Below are 15,873 nucleotides of genomic sequence, written 5' to 3'. Positions count from 1 at the left end.
CCCGTCGAACCCCCCTCCCCGAACGGTCCGTTCGCGGCCGAACCGGGCGGTGGACCGGTCCGTCCGACCCCGAACGGACCGTTCGGCGAGGCGGGGGTGGCGGGTGGGGCGGGGGCCACGGGATCCTCGGCTCACCCGGCCAGCAGCCGGTCGAGCATGGCGCGCACGCGCTCGCCGTCCTCGCGGTACTTGACCGCGGCACCGAGGGTGGCCGCCGCGACTTTGGGGTCGAGCGAGCTTGCGCCCAGGGCCTGCAGGGCGCGGGCCCAGTCGAGGGTCTCGGCGACGCCGGGCGGCTTGATCAGGTCGCCCTCGACGCGCAGCCGCTGCACGAGCCGCACGACCTGCTCGGCCAGGGCCTCGCCGACCTCGGGCAGCCGGGCGCGGACGATCTGCAGCTCGCGGGACAGGCTCGGGTGCTCGATCCAGTGGTAGAGGCAGCGTCGCTTGAGCGCGTCGTGCAGCTCGCGGGTGCGGTTGGAGGTGAGCACCACCAGGGGTGGCCGCTCCGCGGTGATCGTGCCCACCTCGGGGATGGTCACCTGCCAGGTCGAGAGCACCTCGAGCAGGAACGCCTCGAACTCGTCGTCGGCCCGGTCGATCTCGTCGATGAGCAGGACGCACGGCGCCTCGCGGACGGCCTGCAGCACCGGCCGGGCCAGCAGGAACCGCTCGTCGAACAGCTCGGCCTCGAGTGCCGTCGGGTCCCGGTGCCGCTCGCCGGCCACGGCCTCGACGGCGCGCAGGTGCAGGATCTGGCGCGGGAAGTCCCAGTCGTACAGCGCCTGCGTCGCCTCGATCCCCTCGTAGCACTGCAGCCGGATCAGCTTCTGGTCCAACGCTTCTGCCAGCGACTCGGCCAGAGTCGTCTTGCCCGTGCCGGGCTCGCCCTCGAGCAGCACCGGTCGGGCGAGCCGGGTCGCGAGGAAGGTCACCGTCGCGAGCGCCTCGTCGGCGAGGTAGCCGGTGCGCGCGAGCGTCGCCGTGACGTCCTGCGGGCTCGTGAAGGCCTGCTCCATGTTCCCGAGCATTACCCACATTCCCGCGTTCGGGAAGGGAGACCCCGGGCCCGGGCCTCCTCGCGCGTGTCGACGTCGCGTCCGGTCGCCAGGTCGCCGCACTCGACCAGCTCGTGCGGGCGGGTGCGGTACACCTCGCGCGCACCCCGGTCGCCGACGGCCGCCGCGATCGTCACCTCCCAGAGGTCCCGCCCGACGAGCGCGGGGTGCCCGGGCCGGCCGCCGTATGCCGCTCGCCGCAGCACCGCGCGCCAGGCACCGGGATCGCGGCCGGCGGGGAGCAGCAGGCGGCGGGTGACGGCAGGGGTCAGGTCGGGCAGGTCGACGAGGGTCACCAGGACCGCCTCGACGCCGGCGAGGTCGGCCCGGTCGCGGACACCCCGCAGACCGGCCCGAAGGGACGCCCCCATCCCCTCGGCCCATTCGGGACATTCCACGACGTCGACGTCGAGGCCGAACCGCTCGGACAGCGCTGCCAGGACGCGCCGCACGTCGGCTGCCGCGGCGCCGACGACGACCGTGGCTCCGGCGCAGCCGCCGTCGACCAGCACCCGGACGGCGGCCTCGACCAGGGTGGCACCGGTCGGCGTCGGGAGCAGCGCCTTGGGGCCACCCATCCGCCGCCCCGCCCCGGCCGCCAGCACCAGGCCACGCACGGGCGGGTGCGGGGTGGGCGGCATACCGCCGATTATCCGCGGCCCGACGACACCGGTGCGGCAGGCGGGCCGCCGAGGCCGGGCGCTGCGGCTCAGCGGGTGGCGGCCAGGTCGACGGTCCAGAGCGGGTTCGTCGCCAGCGTGCCGACCCGTCCGTCGTGGGCCAGGTGCCGGATCGGCTGGACCAGCGGGACGAACGGGCCGCTCGAGCCCATGGCGCGCTGCCAGGCCTGGTAGGCCGCCGTCCGCTGGGCACCCACCGAGTCCATCGCCGCGACCGTGAGCCGGTCGACGAGCGGGTCCGCGCCCACGGCCCACCCGGCCTGCAGCCCGAGGGGGCGACCGGGCGCGAAGGACAGGTAGGCCCCCGGGCCGAGGTAGGCAGGCGTGAAGCCGCGCAGCACGAGTGCCGCGGCGCCCGTCGCGAGGGCCGGCTCGACCTTGGCCGTCGGCAGGCCCTGGGTCTCGACCCGGATGCCGGCCTGCGCGAGCTGGCCGGCGACCAGCTCGGCCAGAGCCTGCGGCGGCAGGCCCGCGATGGGCCGGTCCCGGGCGTAGACCAGCCGGACCGGCTGGCCCCGGTAGCCGGCCCGCTCGAGCGCCACCCGCGCCGCCCGCAGGTCGCGCTGCCCGGCTGCCGGGGCGCCGGGAGCCGGTGTCGGGTTCGTCGCCTGCTTCAGGGCTCCCACGACCCCTGGGGCGAGCAGGCCCGGCGCCGGGATCGCGCCCTCGTGCAACCGCCGGGTCAGCGCCGCGCGGTCCAGGCCGTCCCGGACCGCCGCCGCGAACCCGGGCTCGGCGGTCCACCGGCCCGCGCCCGGACGAACGTCGAACGCGAGGTAGGCGGTGGTGCTCGATCTCACCGGCACGACCCGCAGCGCGGTGTCACCGGCGTCCTGCCGAAGCCTCTGCGCCTGGCGCGGTGACAGGTCCAGGACGATGTCGGCCCGCCCGGCGGTGAGGTCCGCCAGCTGCTGTATTGCGCCGGCGGTCTTCACCCGCACGACCGGGTGGGCAGGTGGCGGGCCGGACCAGCGCGGGTTGGGCTCGAGGGTGACCGAGGTGGCCGTCCGGGAGCCGAGGACGTACGGCCCCGATCCGGCCGAGTGGGTCTGCAGCCAGCGGCCGGCCGTGTCCTGGGGCCCGATCGTGCCGCCTCGTGCCTTGACCACGGACGAGTCGAGGATGCCGAACGCCGGGTTGGCCAGGATGACGGGCAGGGCGAAGTTCGCGTCCGGTGAGCTGATCGTCAGGGTCCGCTCGTCGACCTTGGTCATCCGGACCGGGCCCAGGACGCGGGCGGGGGGACCGCCGAGACCCTGCGCGCGGCGCAGGGTGAACAGCACGTCGTCCGTCGTGACCGGGGCGCCGTCCGCGAACGTGGCGCCGGCGCGCAGCCGGAGGGTGAGCCACCTGCCCTCCGGGCTGATGGTGTACTCGGCCAGCCCCGGGACGGCCCGCGTCGGGTCCGCGGCCGACAGGGTGGTCAGCGTCTGGTAGAGCGCCCTGGCGAGCATGGCGTCGGTGGTGCCGGACAGCCGGGCGGGGTCGAGGTCGACCGGCCCGAGCACCGTCTCGACGACGAGGGGGCGCCCGGGCCGCGCCGGTGTCCCGGCGGCGGGCGGCGAGATGGCCGCCTCCGGCGGGGTCATCGTGGCGCCCGGCGCAGGCGGGCCTCCGGGCGCGGCCGCGGAGCAGCCGCCGAGCGCACCGCCGGCCAGGGCGATCGCCGCGAGGGCCGACGTGGCAGCGCGCACGGGGGGACGTGGACGCATGGGAGGTTCCTCGGATCGGCCGGAGTCGTGACGCGCGGGTGCACGACCCGTGAGGTGCCGATCCTACCGGCGGGCGGCCGACGGACCCCAGCGCCGACATGCAGCAGGGCCCGGCGGACTCGCGGGCCCTGCTGCGGTGGCCGTCACACCGGCCGGGACGTCATCCGGTCTGGACGTCCTGGGAGCGGTCGAGGGTCTTGGCTCCCCCGAGCGCCGAGCCGACGCGTTGCTGGAGCTGGTCGAGCGGGGTCTCGGCGGTCTTGGGCGCACTGCGCAGCATCGAGCGAGGTGCCGCCTGCGCGGACAGCTGCGCCACCTGGGCGTCGACCCAGTCACGCAGCGCCTGGATGTCGCTGCCGGACAGTCGCTTCCCGCGGGGCTCGAGCATGACGAGCTGGTATGCCGCCGCCGCGGCGTGGCAGCCCTCGCACGCGGCGTTGAGCGCCAGGGCCCGGTTGTTCGCGGTCACCGACTGGGCCCGCCGCACGACGACGACCTGGACCGAGACGCTGGCCGTGCGGCAGTCAGTGCACGAGTTCCACGCGGTCGCCACGTTGTCGAGCTTGGCCGCCCGGCCGCGGTCGACGTAGACGATGCCGAGCGTGGTCGCCGTCGCGGCGCAGCCGTCGCACTCCGCGTTGGCCGCCGAGGACGTCTCGGTGTCGACGGTGCGGCCCGCCAGCCGCTCGGTGTCGAAGGCGTCGTCGCGCACCTGCGGTTGGGCCGAGCTGCTGATCGCGATGCTCGTCAGGTCGAGGCTGTCGTGCCGGGAATGGGCGTCCGAGCTGGCCGAGGCGAAGGCACCGGTGGCCACCACCGTGGCGGCGACCACGGCGATCCGGCGCAGGACCCGTCCGGGACGACGGGTCGGGCTGGCGACACTCACTGGCGTGCTCCTGTCTCGCGGAACCCGTCGGCGACGGCCGCGGCCATCTCGACGAAGCTCTCTCGGGTGGCTGGAGCCAGGTCGGACAGGTGCGTCTGCGAACCCGTCTCGAGCGCGGGGTCCCACGGCACGAGTACGACGCGCGCACAACGCTGTTCGAAGTGCGCGACCATGGCCTCGAGCGGCGCGCCGACCCCGGGGCGCACTGCGTTGACGACGACGACGGCCTGGCTCACGAGAGCACCGTAGTCGTGCTCGTCCAGCCAGTCGAGGGTCAGCGCCGCCGCCCGGCCGCCGTCGATGCCGGGGCGCAGCACGATGACGAGCTGGTCCGCCTCGCCGATCAGTCCCTGGTTCGCGCTGTCCAGGATGCCGGTGCCGGTGTCGAGCAGGATCAGGTTGTAGAAGCGGTCGAGCAGCCCGATGAGCCGGTGGTAGTCGGTCCGGTCCAGCGCCATGCCGATCCGGGGGTCGTCGTCGGAGGCGAGCACCTCGAGGCGCGAGTCGGGCGCCTGGGAGGTGTAGCCGCGCAGCTTGGCGTAGGTGTCGATGCGCTCGAGGTCGTGCAGGACGTCGGTGATGGTCCGCTCGTTCGGCACGGCGACGCGGTGGGCGAGGTTGCCGGCGTCCGGGTTCGCGTCCACCGCGACGACCCGGTCGCCACGCAGGCCGGAGAACGTGATGCCGAGCGCGAGGGTGGTGGTCGTCTTGCCCACCCCGCCCTTGCGGCTCATCACCACGACGCGGCGGGAGCCGGCGATGGGCTGGCGCAGCCGCTGCTCGATCTCGGCGCGCTGGCGCTCGGCCGGGCCGGGCCCCGGGTTGACCGTGCCGCCGGATGCGCGCAGGACGGCCCGGCGCCATCCCTTGTGCGGCACGGGTGTCCGGGTGGGGAGCATCCGGGCGTCGCTGAACGCGTCGGCCGACAGGTGGTCGACGGCGCGGGCCCGGACGGGTGCCTCGACCGACGACGGCGGCGCGGGCCGTTCGGGCTCGGGGTATACCGCCGGGCCGGGAGCCGCGGGCGCCGCACCGTTGGCACGCGTGGCCTTCTTGGGCGCAGGTCCGGACGAGACGTGGAACCCGGGCGGCTCCGTCGTCGGTGGGCTGCCCCATATCTTGCGGAGGTAGGCGTCCCGGTCGGCCTGGGTGGGCCGGCCGGCCGTGTCGGTTGCTGTCATGGTGATCCCCGTTGCTGTGTTGAGTTGTCTCTTGGGTCGTTCCTTCGGTGGCTCGGTCGGTGGGCTCTTCGGCTGTGCCGTCGCGAGTGCCGCGGGTCGTCGGGGCCCGGGCTGCCGTCGGGCAACGCCCAGCACGCGCCGTCCGACGAGCTGCACGACGCGCAGCGCCAGCACACCCAGGCCCAGCAGCGGGATGACGAGCAGGACGAGCGAGGTCACCCCGACGACCACGAGCACGGCGTCGCCGTCGGACCACGAGACCTGCAGGTCGGCTAGCTGGGAGCGCAGGGCGATCACGGCCTGGCCCACCACGAGGGGCAGGTTCCAGACCAGCCAGCCCATGGCCAGCACCAGGGTCGGGACGACCAGCAGCACCCAGGCGACCACGATGCGGCGGGCGCCGGGGCGCAGCTCGGTGACCCGCGGGTCGGGGTGGGCCCCCGGACGCAGGCTGCGCAGCACCGGGCCCACCCGCGCGAACAGGTCGGGCACCCCGGCCACGTCGGCCAGCACGTAGTAGCCGTCCAGCCGGACGACGGGGACGAGCTGCTGGAGCATCTCGATGTGCATCAGCACGATGGCGAGCAGGAAGATCCCGTCACCGGTCAGCCGGTACAGCACGCCCAGCCCGATGATGCACAGCACGTTGAAGTACAGGCCCCCGAGGTCGGTGCGGATCCGGGCCGCCCGGGAGAGCCGGTACGAGTCCGTCACGTCCGTGTAGAACGCGGGGAAGAGCAGGTACACCCCGAACCCGATGGTCCCGGGCCGGCCGCCGCCGTACGAGCACGCGGCGGCGTGCCCGAGCTCGTGGATCAGCGAGCCGAGGGTCAGGGTGAGGTACAGGGCCAGCAGCAGGGTCGGCGTGCCGAGCACCTGCCCGAGCGCGCCGAGCAGGTTGGCCGACCGGATGAGGCCGACGTCGATCACGAGGGCGCACACCAGGGCGCCCAGCACGATCGGCGGGTAGTAGAGCGGCGCGAGCACGCGCGCGAGCCGCCGGACCCAGCGGGCCGGCAGCAGGGTGCCCCGCAGCGAGAGCGACAGCAGGGGGCGGGCGGTGGGGGCCGGCACCGGGGTGTCGGCGCGCGCGACCGTATGCCGCCGGACGTGCCCGTCCGGTCCGTCGCCGGTGTCGGGCTCGTGCCCCGACTGCGCGGTGACCAGGCCGAGCGGCACCAGGCGGGTGTGCAGCAGGTGGGCCAGGCCCTCGGTCGTGAGACGACGTCCGAAGACGTCGCTCACGGCCGAAGCGACCGCGGCCGGGGATCGGACCGGGTCGAGCTCGGCAAGGACCAGGTGGAGCAGCTCGGACAGCTGCACGACCTGTCCGTCGGCCCGACGAGCGAGGTAGGTGGGCTGTGCGAGACCGGAGTCCTGGACCTCCCCGAGAAGGTCCAGACCAGCGGCGCGCCCCCATCCGAGCAGCTCGTCGGTGGTCGTGAGGTCGTGACCGACTGACATGGATCCCCTTGCCCCTCACGTAGATTTGCCCCTCAGGTGGATTCGGCAGTGCCGGTCGGCGAGCGGGAGCAGCGCCCCCCACTCGCCGACGCCGGCTCACGGCATCAGCACCGACAGGTACTGGCCGGCGAGCGCGGACGCGTTCGAGTTGATCGTCGCGGCGTTGATCGCGAAGGCGAGGTTGACGCCGACAACCGGAGTGACGGTCACGCACGCGAAGTAGCAGAGCGTGTCGCGCGACGGGAGGAGTGTCGCGGACTGCTCCGCCAGCTCGGCGGCGTCGATGACTGCACATGAACGCATCTGGACTCACTTCCTTTCTGCCAGACAGTCGTGTTGGCGTGGCCCTCCCTCCGAGTGAGGGCCACGCCGAGAGGCATCAGCCCTGGCCCACGACGATCGTCTGCACAGCGGCGCTGTTCGCCGCGGACAGAACGGTTGCGGCGTTGAGCGCGAGCGACGAGTTGGTCGCGTAGATGCCGGCCCAGTTGAAGTTGAAGAAGAGCGTCTCCTTCGAGGGCAGCATCGTCACCATCTCGGTGTCGAGCTCAGCAAAGGTCATTTCCTGCATTGGTTTCACCTCCTTCGCGAAGTTGATGACCCAAGAGAAGCGGGTGCCCCGTGACCCGGGCGTGACCGCAACGTGCCGGTTGCGTGATCCTTGCGTGATTCCAGCGTGATCGCGTGGATGGTCCCGTCCGACCCCCTTTCCGACTGCCCTTCCGCCTCTCGCCCGGCCCTCGTCCGGCCTTCGCCCAGCCCTTGTCCGGCACGGTGTCCGCGCCGCTGCCGGCCCTCGACCGGGGCGGATGCCTGCGGGTGATGGAAATGTCAATCGACAGGGCTCGGACGACCCCGGACGCCGTCGACCGCTGCTCACATGGCACTTTCAGCGTTTTTGCTGCGGATGTATCACCGGGCGGGAGAGGATGCACTTAACCAAGTCGACGCGTTCACGCGCCTCCACATCGAAAGTCTGAACCGTGCACATTTCGCCCTAGGCGCGGTTCGGGCCGTCCCGGGTCCGGGGTCGGCTCGTCCCCGCTGCGGGGCTGGATCTTGGGGGATCAATGTCCGGAAGATGCAGTTCCACGTGTCGTCTTCAGCTGCTCGGCTGCTTCGCGATCCGGGTCGACGAGGTCCCGGTCGACCTGGGCGGCCGCGAGGAGAAGGTCCTGGCGCTGCTCGCGCTGCGCGGCCCGCAGCGCCGGAGCGTGCTGGCGGGCACGCTCTGGCCCGACACGACCGAGGAGCGGGCCCTGTCCAGCCTGCGCGCCGCCGTCATGCGGCTGCGCCGGACCTGCCCCGGGCTGGTCGACGCGGGACGCTGCCGGATCAGCCTCGGCGCACAGGTGGCCAGCGACACGGCCGAGCTCCTCGGCCGGCTCGACGAGGTCGACCGGCTCGGCGACGGTCCCTGGGCCTCCACGTCGGAGACGCTCTCCGCGCTCGGGGGCCCGGAGCTGCTGACCGGGTGGTACGACGACTGGGTGCTCGAGGAGCGCGACACCTTGCAGCACCGGCAGCTGCGGGCCCTGGAGTCCCTCGCCGAGGTGGCGCTGATGACGGGGCGGGCGCAGCTGGCCGGGGCCCTGGCGGAGCGGGCGATCGTTATCGAGCCGCTCATGGACAGCGCCCAGGAGCTGCTGATCCGGTCCTACCTCATGAGCGGCAACCAGGCCGCCGCGGTCCGGGTCTACCGGACCTACTCACGCCGTCTCGGGCGGGAACTCGGCATCCGCCCGTCGCCCGCACTGACCGAGCTCATCGGCAGCACCGGGTTCGTGCCTCGCCCCGGCCCTCCGGTGCGCGTCTGAGTGCCCCCGTCCGTGGCGTGCCCCGCCCCACCGGGCCCGCCCCGGACGGGTCTCGCGACGCGGTCCGTCACACTCCTCAGGGCAGCAGGTCGTCGAGGTAGCTCGGCAGCATCTGCCACCAGGTCGGCCAGTCGTGGTCGTAGCGCGGGCCCCAGTCGTCGACCCGGTTGGGGATGCGCTTGGAGCCCAGCAGGTTGGCCACCGCCCAGGACTCGCCGATGTCCTCCCACTGGCCGCTGCCCGAGGCCAGGATGATCATGCGGCGCCGGAGCAGCTCGAGAGCGGGACCGTCCAAACCGGGCAGGAAGTGCAGCGGCGAGGCGAAGTACAGGTCGTCGCTGAAGCCGTTGCCGGCGAACTTCTCGATCCGGTAGGTGCCGCTCATGCACACCGCGGCGTTGAACAGGTGCGGGTAGCGGCAGATCATCGCCAGGGAGTTGAACGCGCCGATCGAGGAGCCCGACACCACCACCGGCAGCGGCCCGCCGCAGTCGCTGTGGATCGCCGGGACGACCTCCTCGGCGACCGCCTGCTCGAACCGGTTGAACAGCAGGAACCGCTGCGCGCTCGAGTAGTCCGAGTCCATCAGGGCCCGACCCGCGACGCTGTCGCAGGAGTACACCTTGGCCCGGCCGGCGTCGATGAGCGGCTGCAGGTGTGCCACCAGCTTGTGGCGCTCGACCTCCTCGGCGTCACCGCCGGCCGTGGGGAAGATCAGCACCGGGGCGCCGAAGGTCCCCCAACGGGCGACCGTGATGTCGCTCCCCAGCCGGTGCGAGTACCACCGATCCGTCACCTTCATGACAACTGCACTCCTTCCGAGCAGGTTGGGCCGGACCTAACGTGCGGTCGCGACGTGGGGTCCCGCGAGGACCGCGTGCCCCGGGCGGGTCGTCGCTCATTCGTACACGAACTTCTGCGGCCCCGGGAAGAGCCACGGCAGCAGCTCGCCGAGCCGGTCGCGCCAGTTCTCCCAGTTGTGCCCGTCGCGGGCCTCGGTGTAGTGCACCGTCATGCCGGCGGCGCGGAACACGGGCACCATCGAGCGGTTCGGGGTGATCAGCGGCTCGTAGACGCCGCAGGTCATCGCGATCCGGTCCACCGGCCGGGTCGGCTTGGCCCGGTAGCGGTTGACGAACTTCACGACCGGGTCGAACTGCGGCCCGCCGCCGTGCTCGAACCCGATGTCGGTGAAGACCAGCGAGGCCGACTCGAGCAGCAGCGAGCCGAACAGGTCGGGGTAGCGCACCGCGGTCGACAGCGCGGCGATGCCGCCGAACGAGGACCCCATCAGGCAGCGCGCCTCCGGGGTGTCGACCAGCGGCAGCCGCTCCGACAGCCAGGGCAGCAGCTCGCGCGCGATGAAGCGGGCGTGGGGCGCGTAGTTGGGGTACTCCTTCAGCCGGTCTCGGGGCGGCACGAAGGCCACCACGAGCGGGGCGACGTCGAGCCGGTGGATGAGGTTGTCGAGCACCCGTTTCATGGCGGCGTAGCCCAGGTAGTCGCTGCCGTCGTGCACGATCAGCAGCGGGTAGCGGATCTCCGGGATGAAGCGCGCCGGCAGGTAGACCTGGACGGGCTGGTCCCGACGCAGTGCCCGGCTGCGCACCACCTCGTCGACGAGCCGCCCCGGTCGCGCCTCGGGGTCGGGCTGCGCCCACTCGGGCACGCGGTAGCCCACTGCCGCGCACACCGACGACGAGCCGAGCGGGCTGTGTGCCAGGCGTGGGTTGAGCGGGTCGTCGAACCGCTCGTGGGCCTCGCCGCGGCGCACCTCGAGCTGGTACTCGACGCGGGAGCCCTCCGGCAGGACCGTGGTCACCGCGAACAGGTCGGTGTCGGGCAGCCGCCTCATCGGCAGCGGGTCGGGCAGGCCGACGACCCGGTGGCGCACCGAGACCCGGTCGGCCTCGCCGCGCCAGAGGAAGGTCGCGCGCTCGCCCTCGATGATCGGCGACCCGTACCGCGCGACGAACCGGTCGATGGCGGCCGCGTCGAGCGGCGCCCGGTCGCGCAGCCGGTTGATGGCGAGTCGACGTGGCGGGCTCATCGGCGCCCGCCCGCGGCGACCTCGTCGCCGGCGCCGACCGTCTCGACGGTGCCGGTCTGGGTGATCACCCTGGCCCCGGGCGGCGCCGTGGTCTGCCCGGTGGGGAAGCGCAGCACGGTGCCGTCGTCGAGCAGGACCAGCTGCCGACTGGGGAAGCGCCGGGCGAGCACGGCGAGCCGCTCGGGGTCGTCGAGCCGCAGCCGCCGGCGGGCGTGCGGCAACGCGATGACGCCGGGCAGCCGGGCCAGCCCGTGGTCGTGGCACTCGGCGGCCGTGACCTGCTGGGGGGTGAAGTCGTGGAAGAGCACCACCCGTTCGGTCAGCGCCATCGCCCCGGCGGACCAGGCCACGATGGGCAGCTGCTCGGGCGGCTCGACGGAGAACATCCGCAGCGCCTGCAGCAGGAACCCGACGTGCCCCCCGGCGATGACGACGGCGACGCTGTCGGCCAGGACCGCCTCGATCTCGCCGCGGTGCCACCCGACGGTCTCGCTCTGCCAGACCGGCGCGTCCCGGTCCAGCTCCCGGTAGAGCTGCTTGAGCTGGTCGGTGTACCAGCGGTCGACGTCGCGGATCCCCTGCACGGCACCGACGAACGCGGCCGTCTTGAGCCCGTGCGGGGACGAGCGGTGCAGGACCGCGTGGGCCGCGTCGACGGCGGCCTGCAGCCGCACCCCGTAGAACTTGCGCAGCTCCTCCTGCCGGTCGCGGAACGCGAGGGCCGCCTTGGAGAAGGCGGCGTCCTTGGTCATCACGTCGATCAGCCGGTGGTAGAGGCGCAGGTTGCGGCCCCGTCCGTCGAGCAGCCCGAGCAGCTCCGCGTCGTCGTCCTCGCGCTCCTCCCACCCGGCGTTGATCATCGCGATGGGTCCCTCGACACCGAGGGAGCGCACCGCGCTCGTCACGGTGACCGTGAACCGCTGCGGACCGAGCAGGATCGTCGTCATGGGCGCCGGTGCGGGCCGGTCGTCACGGTGGTGCGCCGCTCAGCCGGCGTGCACGTGGATGGTGGCTCCCGCGTCGTCGAGCATGCGGCGCAGCTCGTCGTAGTCGGGGTGGCGCATCCGCAGCCAGGCGTTGGCCATGTACCCGGCCTCGACCGGCTGGGTGGCGCTGCCCCGGCCCGGGAAGTTCGTGTCGAGCACCCACCGGCCGTAGCGGGCCATGAACGCGTCGACGCCCGAGTAGCCCTGTATCGCCCCGTCGTGGTCGGGGCGCAGCGCGACGAGCCCGGCGGCATACGGGCGACGCATGGGTCGCTCGGGGGTGCCGTGGGTGATGATGTGCGCCCACTCTCGGTAGACGTCGACGTCGTTGCTGGCCGAGTAGAGGTCCCAGCACCCCACGCCCGGCGGCCGGGCACCGATCTCGGAGAACTTCAGGCCCTTCGGGCCGTAGAACCACTCCATGTGGGTGGCGGAGGTGCCGATGCCGAGCGCCTCGATGACCCGCCGGCCCAGCTCGCGCACCTCGGCGTAGAAGGGGTTGCCCTCCATCCGGTTGGTCGTGACGAACTGCGGCGAGATCCACCGGCTGCGCATCGCCTCGAGCACGTTCGGGTAGTAGTGCGTCGTCCAGTCGTGGGCCACGTGGCCACCCACCGTGATGGTGTCGTAGAAGCCCTCGTGGCCCTGGACGAACTCCTCGACGGCGATCGAGCTCGCGCCGGTCTCGCCGAAGTGCTGCAGGGCGGCGGCGAGCTCGCCGTCGTCGTCGACGCGCACCGTCCCGGAGGCGCCGGCCCCGGCTCGCGGCTTGAGGATGAGCGGGTAGCCGATCTGGTCGGCGAACTCCTTTGCCTCGGCAGCGGTGTCGACGGCGGCGGAGGCGGCCGTCGGGACGCCGGCGCGGCGCAGCGCCTCCTTCATCGAGGGCTTGTCGCGGCACAGCCAGGTGGTGTGGACCGACGTGCCGGGGATGCCGGTCGCCTCGCGCACCTGCGCCGCCGCCATGGTGTGTGCCTCGACGGTGGCCTCGAGCCCGTCGATCCAGGCGTAGCGCTGGAAGAACTGGACCGCCTCGGTGAGCTGGCCCACGTCGGTGACGTTGCTCACCCGGTAGTAGGCCTTCATGGCACCCCGCAGGTCGTCGCCGAGCTCCTGCTCGCCGGACTCGCCGATCCCGTAGACGTTGGCGCCGACCGAGGCAAGCGCGTACACGAACAGACGCTGGTTCGCCGGGAAGGCCGGCTCGATGAAGACGATGTTCACGAGCCTGAGCCTAGGGGGGAGCACCCGAGTGCGCCACGTGTCGGGTCCGACGGGCTCAGAGCCAGCCGCGCTCGTGGGCCACCCGAGCGGCCTCGGCGCGGGTCGCGGTGCCGGTCTTTCCGATGGCCGCGCTGAGGTGGTTGCGCACGGTTCCGGCGGACAGGTGCACCCGGCCGGCGATCGCCGCGACGGTGCCTCCTTCCAGGGCCACGCGCAGCACCTCCCGCTCCCGCTCGGTGAGCGGGTTAGCCCCCTCGACGAGCGACTCGGCGGCCAGCGCCGGGTCGACGACGCGCAGCCCGGCGTGCACCCGGCGGACCGCCTCGGCCAGCGCCCGCGCGGGCGTGTCCTTGACGACGAAGCCCGATGCGCCGGCCTCCAGGGCCCGGCGCAGGTAGCCGGGCCGGCCGAAGGTCGTCACGACCAGGACCCGGCACGAGGGCAGCTCCTGGCGCAGCTGCGCGGCCACCTCGATGCCCGTCGCGCCCGGCATCTCGATGTCGAGCAGGCACACGTCGGCGCCGCTCCGACGGGCGGCGTCGAGCACCTCGTCGCCCCGGCCGACCTCGGCGACGACCTCGAGGTCGCGCTCGAGCCCGAGCAGGGCCGCCAGCGCCCCCCGGACCAGGGCCTGGTCGTCGGCCAGCAGCAGCCGGATCGGCTCACTCATGCAGTCGTCCCATCATCACAGCACCACCTCGAGGACCGTGCCGTGCCCGTTCTCGCCGGGTCCGACACTCAGCCGTCCGCCGGAGCTCTCGACCCGTTCGCGCACCCCGCGCAGGCCGTTGCCCGGCCGGCTTCCGTCCACGCCCCGGCCGTCGTCAATGACGCGAAGCAGGTTGGGACCGAGATCGACCCGGCACGTCGTGGCACCGCTGTGCCGCACCACGTTCGTCACCGCCTCGCGCAGCACCCAGGCGAGGACGGTGCGGTGGCGGGGGTCGACCTCGTCGACGTCGTCCGCCACGTCGGCCCGGATCCCGGCGCCCGTGAGGGCCATCCGGGCCGCGGAGAGCTCGACCGTGAGCCGCGCCGCCCGCAGCCCACCCACCGTCTCCCGGATCTCCGCGAGCGCCTGCCGGCTCAGCGCCTGAATGTCGGCCAGCTCGGCACGGGCCCGGTCGGGGTCGAGCTCGACGAGACGCTCGGCCAGCTCGGCCTTGACCGTCACGACTGTCAGCGAGTGTCCGAGGACGTCGTGGACGTCGCGGGCCACCCGTTCGCGCTCCTCGACGAGGCCGAGCTCGCGCTGCAGCTCGTCGTACCGGGCGCTGCGGTCGCTCATGATCCGGACCCCGAGCAGCATGACCCCGATCGACAGGACGATCGCGGCGATGACCCAACCACCCTCGTCCACCTCGAAGTAGATCGCGGCGACGAGGCTGACCAGGAAGGCCATGACGGTGATGGCGACGCCCCAGGCGATGGGCAGCCCGAACATCGCGAAGGCGACGACGAACGGCAGGAACGACGATGCGGAGTAGCCGATGAGCGGCACGGTGAGCAGGGCCAGGGCCACCATTGCGAGCAACCACAGCGCCCCGGCGCCGTACATCGGCCGGCGCGCCTTCTCGAGCAGGTCGAGATGGTGTACGCCGAGGCTGTACACGGCACCGAACGCGACGATGGCGAGCAGGCCGATCGCGACCTGCCACGCCGGCAGGCCGCTGCCGACGACGGTGACGATGGGGAAGACGAGGAAGACCAGCCAGACGGACTGGATGATCCAGCCGTACCTGCTCCACGGGTTGCCGCCGGGCGGCACCGAGCGGGCCTCGGTACCGACCCGGCTGTGCGGGCCGTCCCCGCCGGCCAGACCGGACGAGCCCGCCGGACCGGTCATTGCCGGTTCCGGCCCCGCCTCACGAACCATGTGGCCAGCATCCCAAACACGACCGTCCAGGCGACGACGTTCGCCACGGCGACCCAGAGCGACTCGACCGACCCGTCGGCGAGGTGGCCCTCGGTCAGCGGGTAGCGCGCGAGGGACGCGACGCCGTAGAGCGGGGTGAACCGGCCGACCGCCAGCATCGCCCCGGACAGCGGGACGAAGACGTTGCCGAGGAAGGCGAAGATCACCACCGAGCCGCTCGCAACCCCGATCGCCGACTCGCTGCGGAACGCCGTGCCGATGAAGATCCCGTAGAGCGCGAAGACGATCGACCCGGCCAGGCAGAGCAGGCCGCTGTACAGCCAGGCACCGGACGTGCCGGCCGCGCCGGTCCAGACGCCGAGGACGTAGATGAGCAGGATCGGGATCGCCGCGACCAGGAGCGCGATGACGGCCTTGACCGCGACGTACTGCGCGTCGCGCATCGGGGTGAGGCCGAGCTGGCGGCCCCAGCCCTGCATCCGCTCGGTCGCGGCCTGCCCGCCGGTGCCCGTCGTCGCGGTGACCGCACCATAGGCGGCCATGCTGATCATGACGTACATCGCGACGTTGCCGTTGCCGATGGTCTGGTCCCTCGCGTCGAAGGTCGACCCGAAGATCAGGTAGAGGAACGCCGGCAGGACCGCGGTGAAGAACAGCCCCACGGGGTCGCGCAGGACCCGCTTGATCTCGACGAGGGTGTAGGTGGCGTTCATCGCGTGAGCTCCTCTGTCGCGTGGTGCTTTCCATTGTCGTCGGGTATGCCGCTGCGCCGGGTCTCGGCCGCGTCCGCGGTCAGGGCCATGAACGCCTGGTCGAGGCTGGCGGTCGACACCTCGAGGTCACGTCCACCGAGCTCGGTGAGCAGCAGCAGGGCGATGCCGTCGGAGTCGCTGGTCGCGACGACGACCCGGTCGCCGCGCTCGGTGACGTCCAGGACGC

At 73.0% G+C, this 15,873-nt stretch carries 15 protein-coding genes and 1 pseudogene; 1 reads left to right on the top strand and 15 read right to left on the bottom strand.

What is annotated here, in order from left to right; all coding sequences use genetic code 11:
- Positions 1-131 precede the first annotated feature (131 nt).
- From WMI84_RS11295 to WMI84_RS11265, 7 genes are all read right to left on the bottom strand, one after another.
- Complete coding sequence (locus tag WMI84_RS11295) at positions 132-1,019, bottom strand: MoxR family ATPase (protein ID WP_347353178.1); 888 nt, start codon at positions 1,017-1,019, stop codon at positions 132-134.
- 11 nt (positions 1,020-1,030) lie between these two features.
- On the bottom strand, positions 1,031-1,699 hold the full coding sequence (locus tag WMI84_RS11290) for a nucleotidyltransferase family protein (RefSeq protein WP_347353177.1): 669 nt from the start codon (positions 1,697-1,699) through the stop codon (positions 1,031-1,033).
- Positions 1,700-1,767: 68 nt separating this feature from the next.
- Positions 1,768-3,450, bottom strand: coding sequence for an ABC transporter substrate-binding protein (locus tag WMI84_RS11285; RefSeq protein WP_347353175.1), 1,683 nt, complete (start codon positions 3,448-3,450; stop codon positions 1,768-1,770).
- A gap of 160 nt (positions 3,451-3,610) precedes the next feature.
- The gene (locus tag WMI84_RS11280) at positions 3,611-4,336 is read right to left on the bottom strand and encodes a hypothetical protein (protein ID WP_347353173.1); all 726 of its coding nucleotides are present in this window, start codon (positions 4,334-4,336) and stop codon (positions 3,611-3,613) included.
- A complete protein-coding gene (locus WMI84_RS11275) occupies positions 4,333-6,981 on the bottom strand; it encodes an AAA family ATPase (RefSeq protein WP_347353171.1) in 2,649 nt (882 codons plus the stop codon). Before WMI84_RS11275 ends, WMI84_RS11280 begins: the two co-directional genes overlap by 4 nt.
- A gap of 96 nt (positions 6,982-7,077) precedes the next feature.
- Complete coding sequence (locus WMI84_RS11270) at positions 7,078-7,284, bottom strand: hypothetical protein (protein ID WP_347353170.1); 207 nt, start codon at positions 7,282-7,284, stop codon at positions 7,078-7,080.
- 76 nt (positions 7,285-7,360) lie between these two features.
- Positions 7,361-7,552 carry a hypothetical protein gene (locus WMI84_RS11265; protein ID WP_347353168.1) on the bottom strand — a complete coding sequence of 64 codons (192 nt, stop codon included), beginning with the start codon at positions 7,550-7,552 and terminating at the stop codon, positions 7,361-7,363.
- A 499-nt stretch (positions 7,553-8,051) separates the two neighbouring features.
- Between WMI84_RS11265 and WMI84_RS11260 the strand changes: the two genes are divergently transcribed.
- Complete coding sequence (locus tag WMI84_RS11260) at positions 8,052-8,798, top strand: BTAD domain-containing putative transcriptional regulator (RefSeq protein ID WP_347353166.1); 747 nt, start codon at positions 8,052-8,054, stop codon at positions 8,796-8,798.
- 76 nt (positions 8,799-8,874) lie between these two features.
- Here WMI84_RS11260 and WMI84_RS11255 read toward each other — a convergent pair whose 3' ends face one another.
- The 8 genes and pseudogenes from WMI84_RS11255 to WMI84_RS11220 all read right to left on the bottom strand — a co-directional run.
- Positions 8,875-9,600, bottom strand: a complete 726-nt coding sequence (locus WMI84_RS11255) for an alpha/beta hydrolase-fold protein (protein ID WP_347353164.1) — start codon at positions 9,598-9,600, stop codon at positions 8,875-8,877.
- A 96-nt stretch (positions 9,601-9,696) separates the two neighbouring features.
- Positions 9,697-10,848, bottom strand: a complete 1,152-nt coding sequence (locus WMI84_RS11250) for an alpha/beta hydrolase-fold protein (protein WP_347353162.1) — start codon at positions 10,846-10,848, stop codon at positions 9,697-9,699.
- Positions 10,845-11,795, bottom strand: a complete 951-nt coding sequence (locus WMI84_RS11245) for a Type 1 glutamine amidotransferase-like domain-containing protein (protein ID WP_347353161.1) — start codon at positions 11,793-11,795, stop codon at positions 10,845-10,847. The genes WMI84_RS11250 and WMI84_RS11245 overlap by 4 nt, the downstream gene beginning before the upstream one ends.
- 39 nt (positions 11,796-11,834) lie before the next feature.
- Positions 11,835-13,058 (bottom strand): ATP-grasp domain-containing protein, encoded by a 1,224-nt coding sequence (locus WMI84_RS11240; RefSeq protein WP_347353159.1) that lies wholly within the window; start codon positions 13,056-13,058, stop codon positions 11,835-11,837.
- A gap of 55 nt (positions 13,059-13,113) precedes the next feature.
- Positions 13,114-13,728: a response regulator transcription factor gene (locus tag WMI84_RS11235; RefSeq protein WP_347353157.1), complete on the bottom strand. Its 615-nt coding sequence runs from the start codon at positions 13,726-13,728 to the stop codon at positions 13,114-13,116.
- 15 nt (positions 13,729-13,743) lie between these two features.
- Entirely contained in the window at positions 13,744-14,904 is a 1,161-nt protein-coding gene (locus WMI84_RS11230) for a sensor histidine kinase (protein WP_347353155.1), read from the bottom strand.
- Positions 14,901-15,647: an ABC transporter permease gene (locus tag WMI84_RS11225; RefSeq protein ID WP_347353154.1), complete on the bottom strand. Its 747-nt coding sequence runs from the start codon at positions 15,645-15,647 to the stop codon at positions 14,901-14,903. The genes WMI84_RS11230 and WMI84_RS11225 overlap by 4 nt, the downstream gene beginning before the upstream one ends.
- Positions 15,644-15,873 (bottom strand): annotated as a pseudogene (locus WMI84_RS11220) (ABC transporter ATP-binding protein); the annotation flags it as partial. The pseudogene WMI84_RS11220 and the gene WMI84_RS11225, both read right to left, overlap by 4 nt.

This window comes from Intrasporangium sp. (assembly GCF_039812505.1).
Classification (GTDB): domain Bacteria; phylum Actinomycetota; class Actinomycetes; order Actinomycetales; family Dermatophilaceae; genus Intrasporangium_A.
This window is presented reverse-complemented; position numbering and strand designations above follow the sequence as displayed.

What these genes read in the sequence shown, in the direction of transcription:
- WMI84_RS11245 (WP_347353161.1), bottom strand. Translation starts at nt 11,795, where the DNA reads ATGACGACGATCCTGCTCGGTCCGCAGCGGTTCACGGTCACCGTGACG.
- WMI84_RS11225 (WP_347353154.1), bottom strand. Translation starts at nt 15,647, where the DNA reads ATGAACGCCACCTACACCCTCGTCGAGATCAAGCGGGTCCTGCGCGAC.
- WMI84_RS11260 (WP_347353166.1), top strand. Translation starts at nt 8,052, where the DNA reads ATGTCCGGAAGATGCAGTTCCACGTGTCGTCTTCAGCTGCTCGGCTGC.
- WMI84_RS11230 (WP_347353155.1), bottom strand. Translation starts at nt 14,904, where the DNA reads ATGACCGGTCCGGCGGGCTCGTCCGGTCTGGCCGGCGGGGACGGCCCG.
- WMI84_RS11285 (WP_347353175.1), bottom strand. Translation starts at nt 3,450, where the DNA reads ATGCGTCCACGTCCCCCCGTGCGCGCTGCCACGTCGGCCCTCGCGGCG.
- WMI84_RS11275 (WP_347353171.1), bottom strand. Translation starts at nt 6,981, where the DNA reads ATGTCAGTCGGTCACGACCTCACGACCACCGACGAGCTGCTCGGATGG.
- WMI84_RS11270 (WP_347353170.1), bottom strand. Translation starts at nt 7,284, where the DNA reads ATGCGTTCATGTGCAGTCATCGACGCCGCCGAGCTGGCGGAGCAGTCC.
- WMI84_RS11295 (WP_347353178.1), bottom strand. Translation starts at nt 1,019, where the DNA reads ATGGAGCAGGCCTTCACGAGCCCGCAGGACGTCACGGCGACGCTCGCG.
- WMI84_RS11235 (WP_347353157.1), bottom strand. Translation starts at nt 13,728, where the DNA reads ATGAGTGAGCCGATCCGGCTGCTGCTGGCCGACGACCAGGCCCTGGTC.
- WMI84_RS11255 (WP_347353164.1), bottom strand. Translation starts at nt 9,600, where the DNA reads ATGAAGGTGACGGATCGGTGGTACTCGCACCGGCTGGGGAGCGACATC.
- WMI84_RS11290 (WP_347353177.1), bottom strand. Translation starts at nt 1,699, where the DNA reads ATGCCGCCCACCCCGCACCCGCCCGTGCGTGGCCTGGTGCTGGCGGCC.
- WMI84_RS11265 (WP_347353168.1), bottom strand. Translation starts at nt 7,552, where the DNA reads ATGCAGGAAATGACCTTTGCTGAGCTCGACACCGAGATGGTGACGATG.
- WMI84_RS11250 (WP_347353162.1), bottom strand. Translation starts at nt 10,848, where the DNA reads ATGAGCCCGCCACGTCGACTCGCCATCAACCGGCTGCGCGACCGGGCG.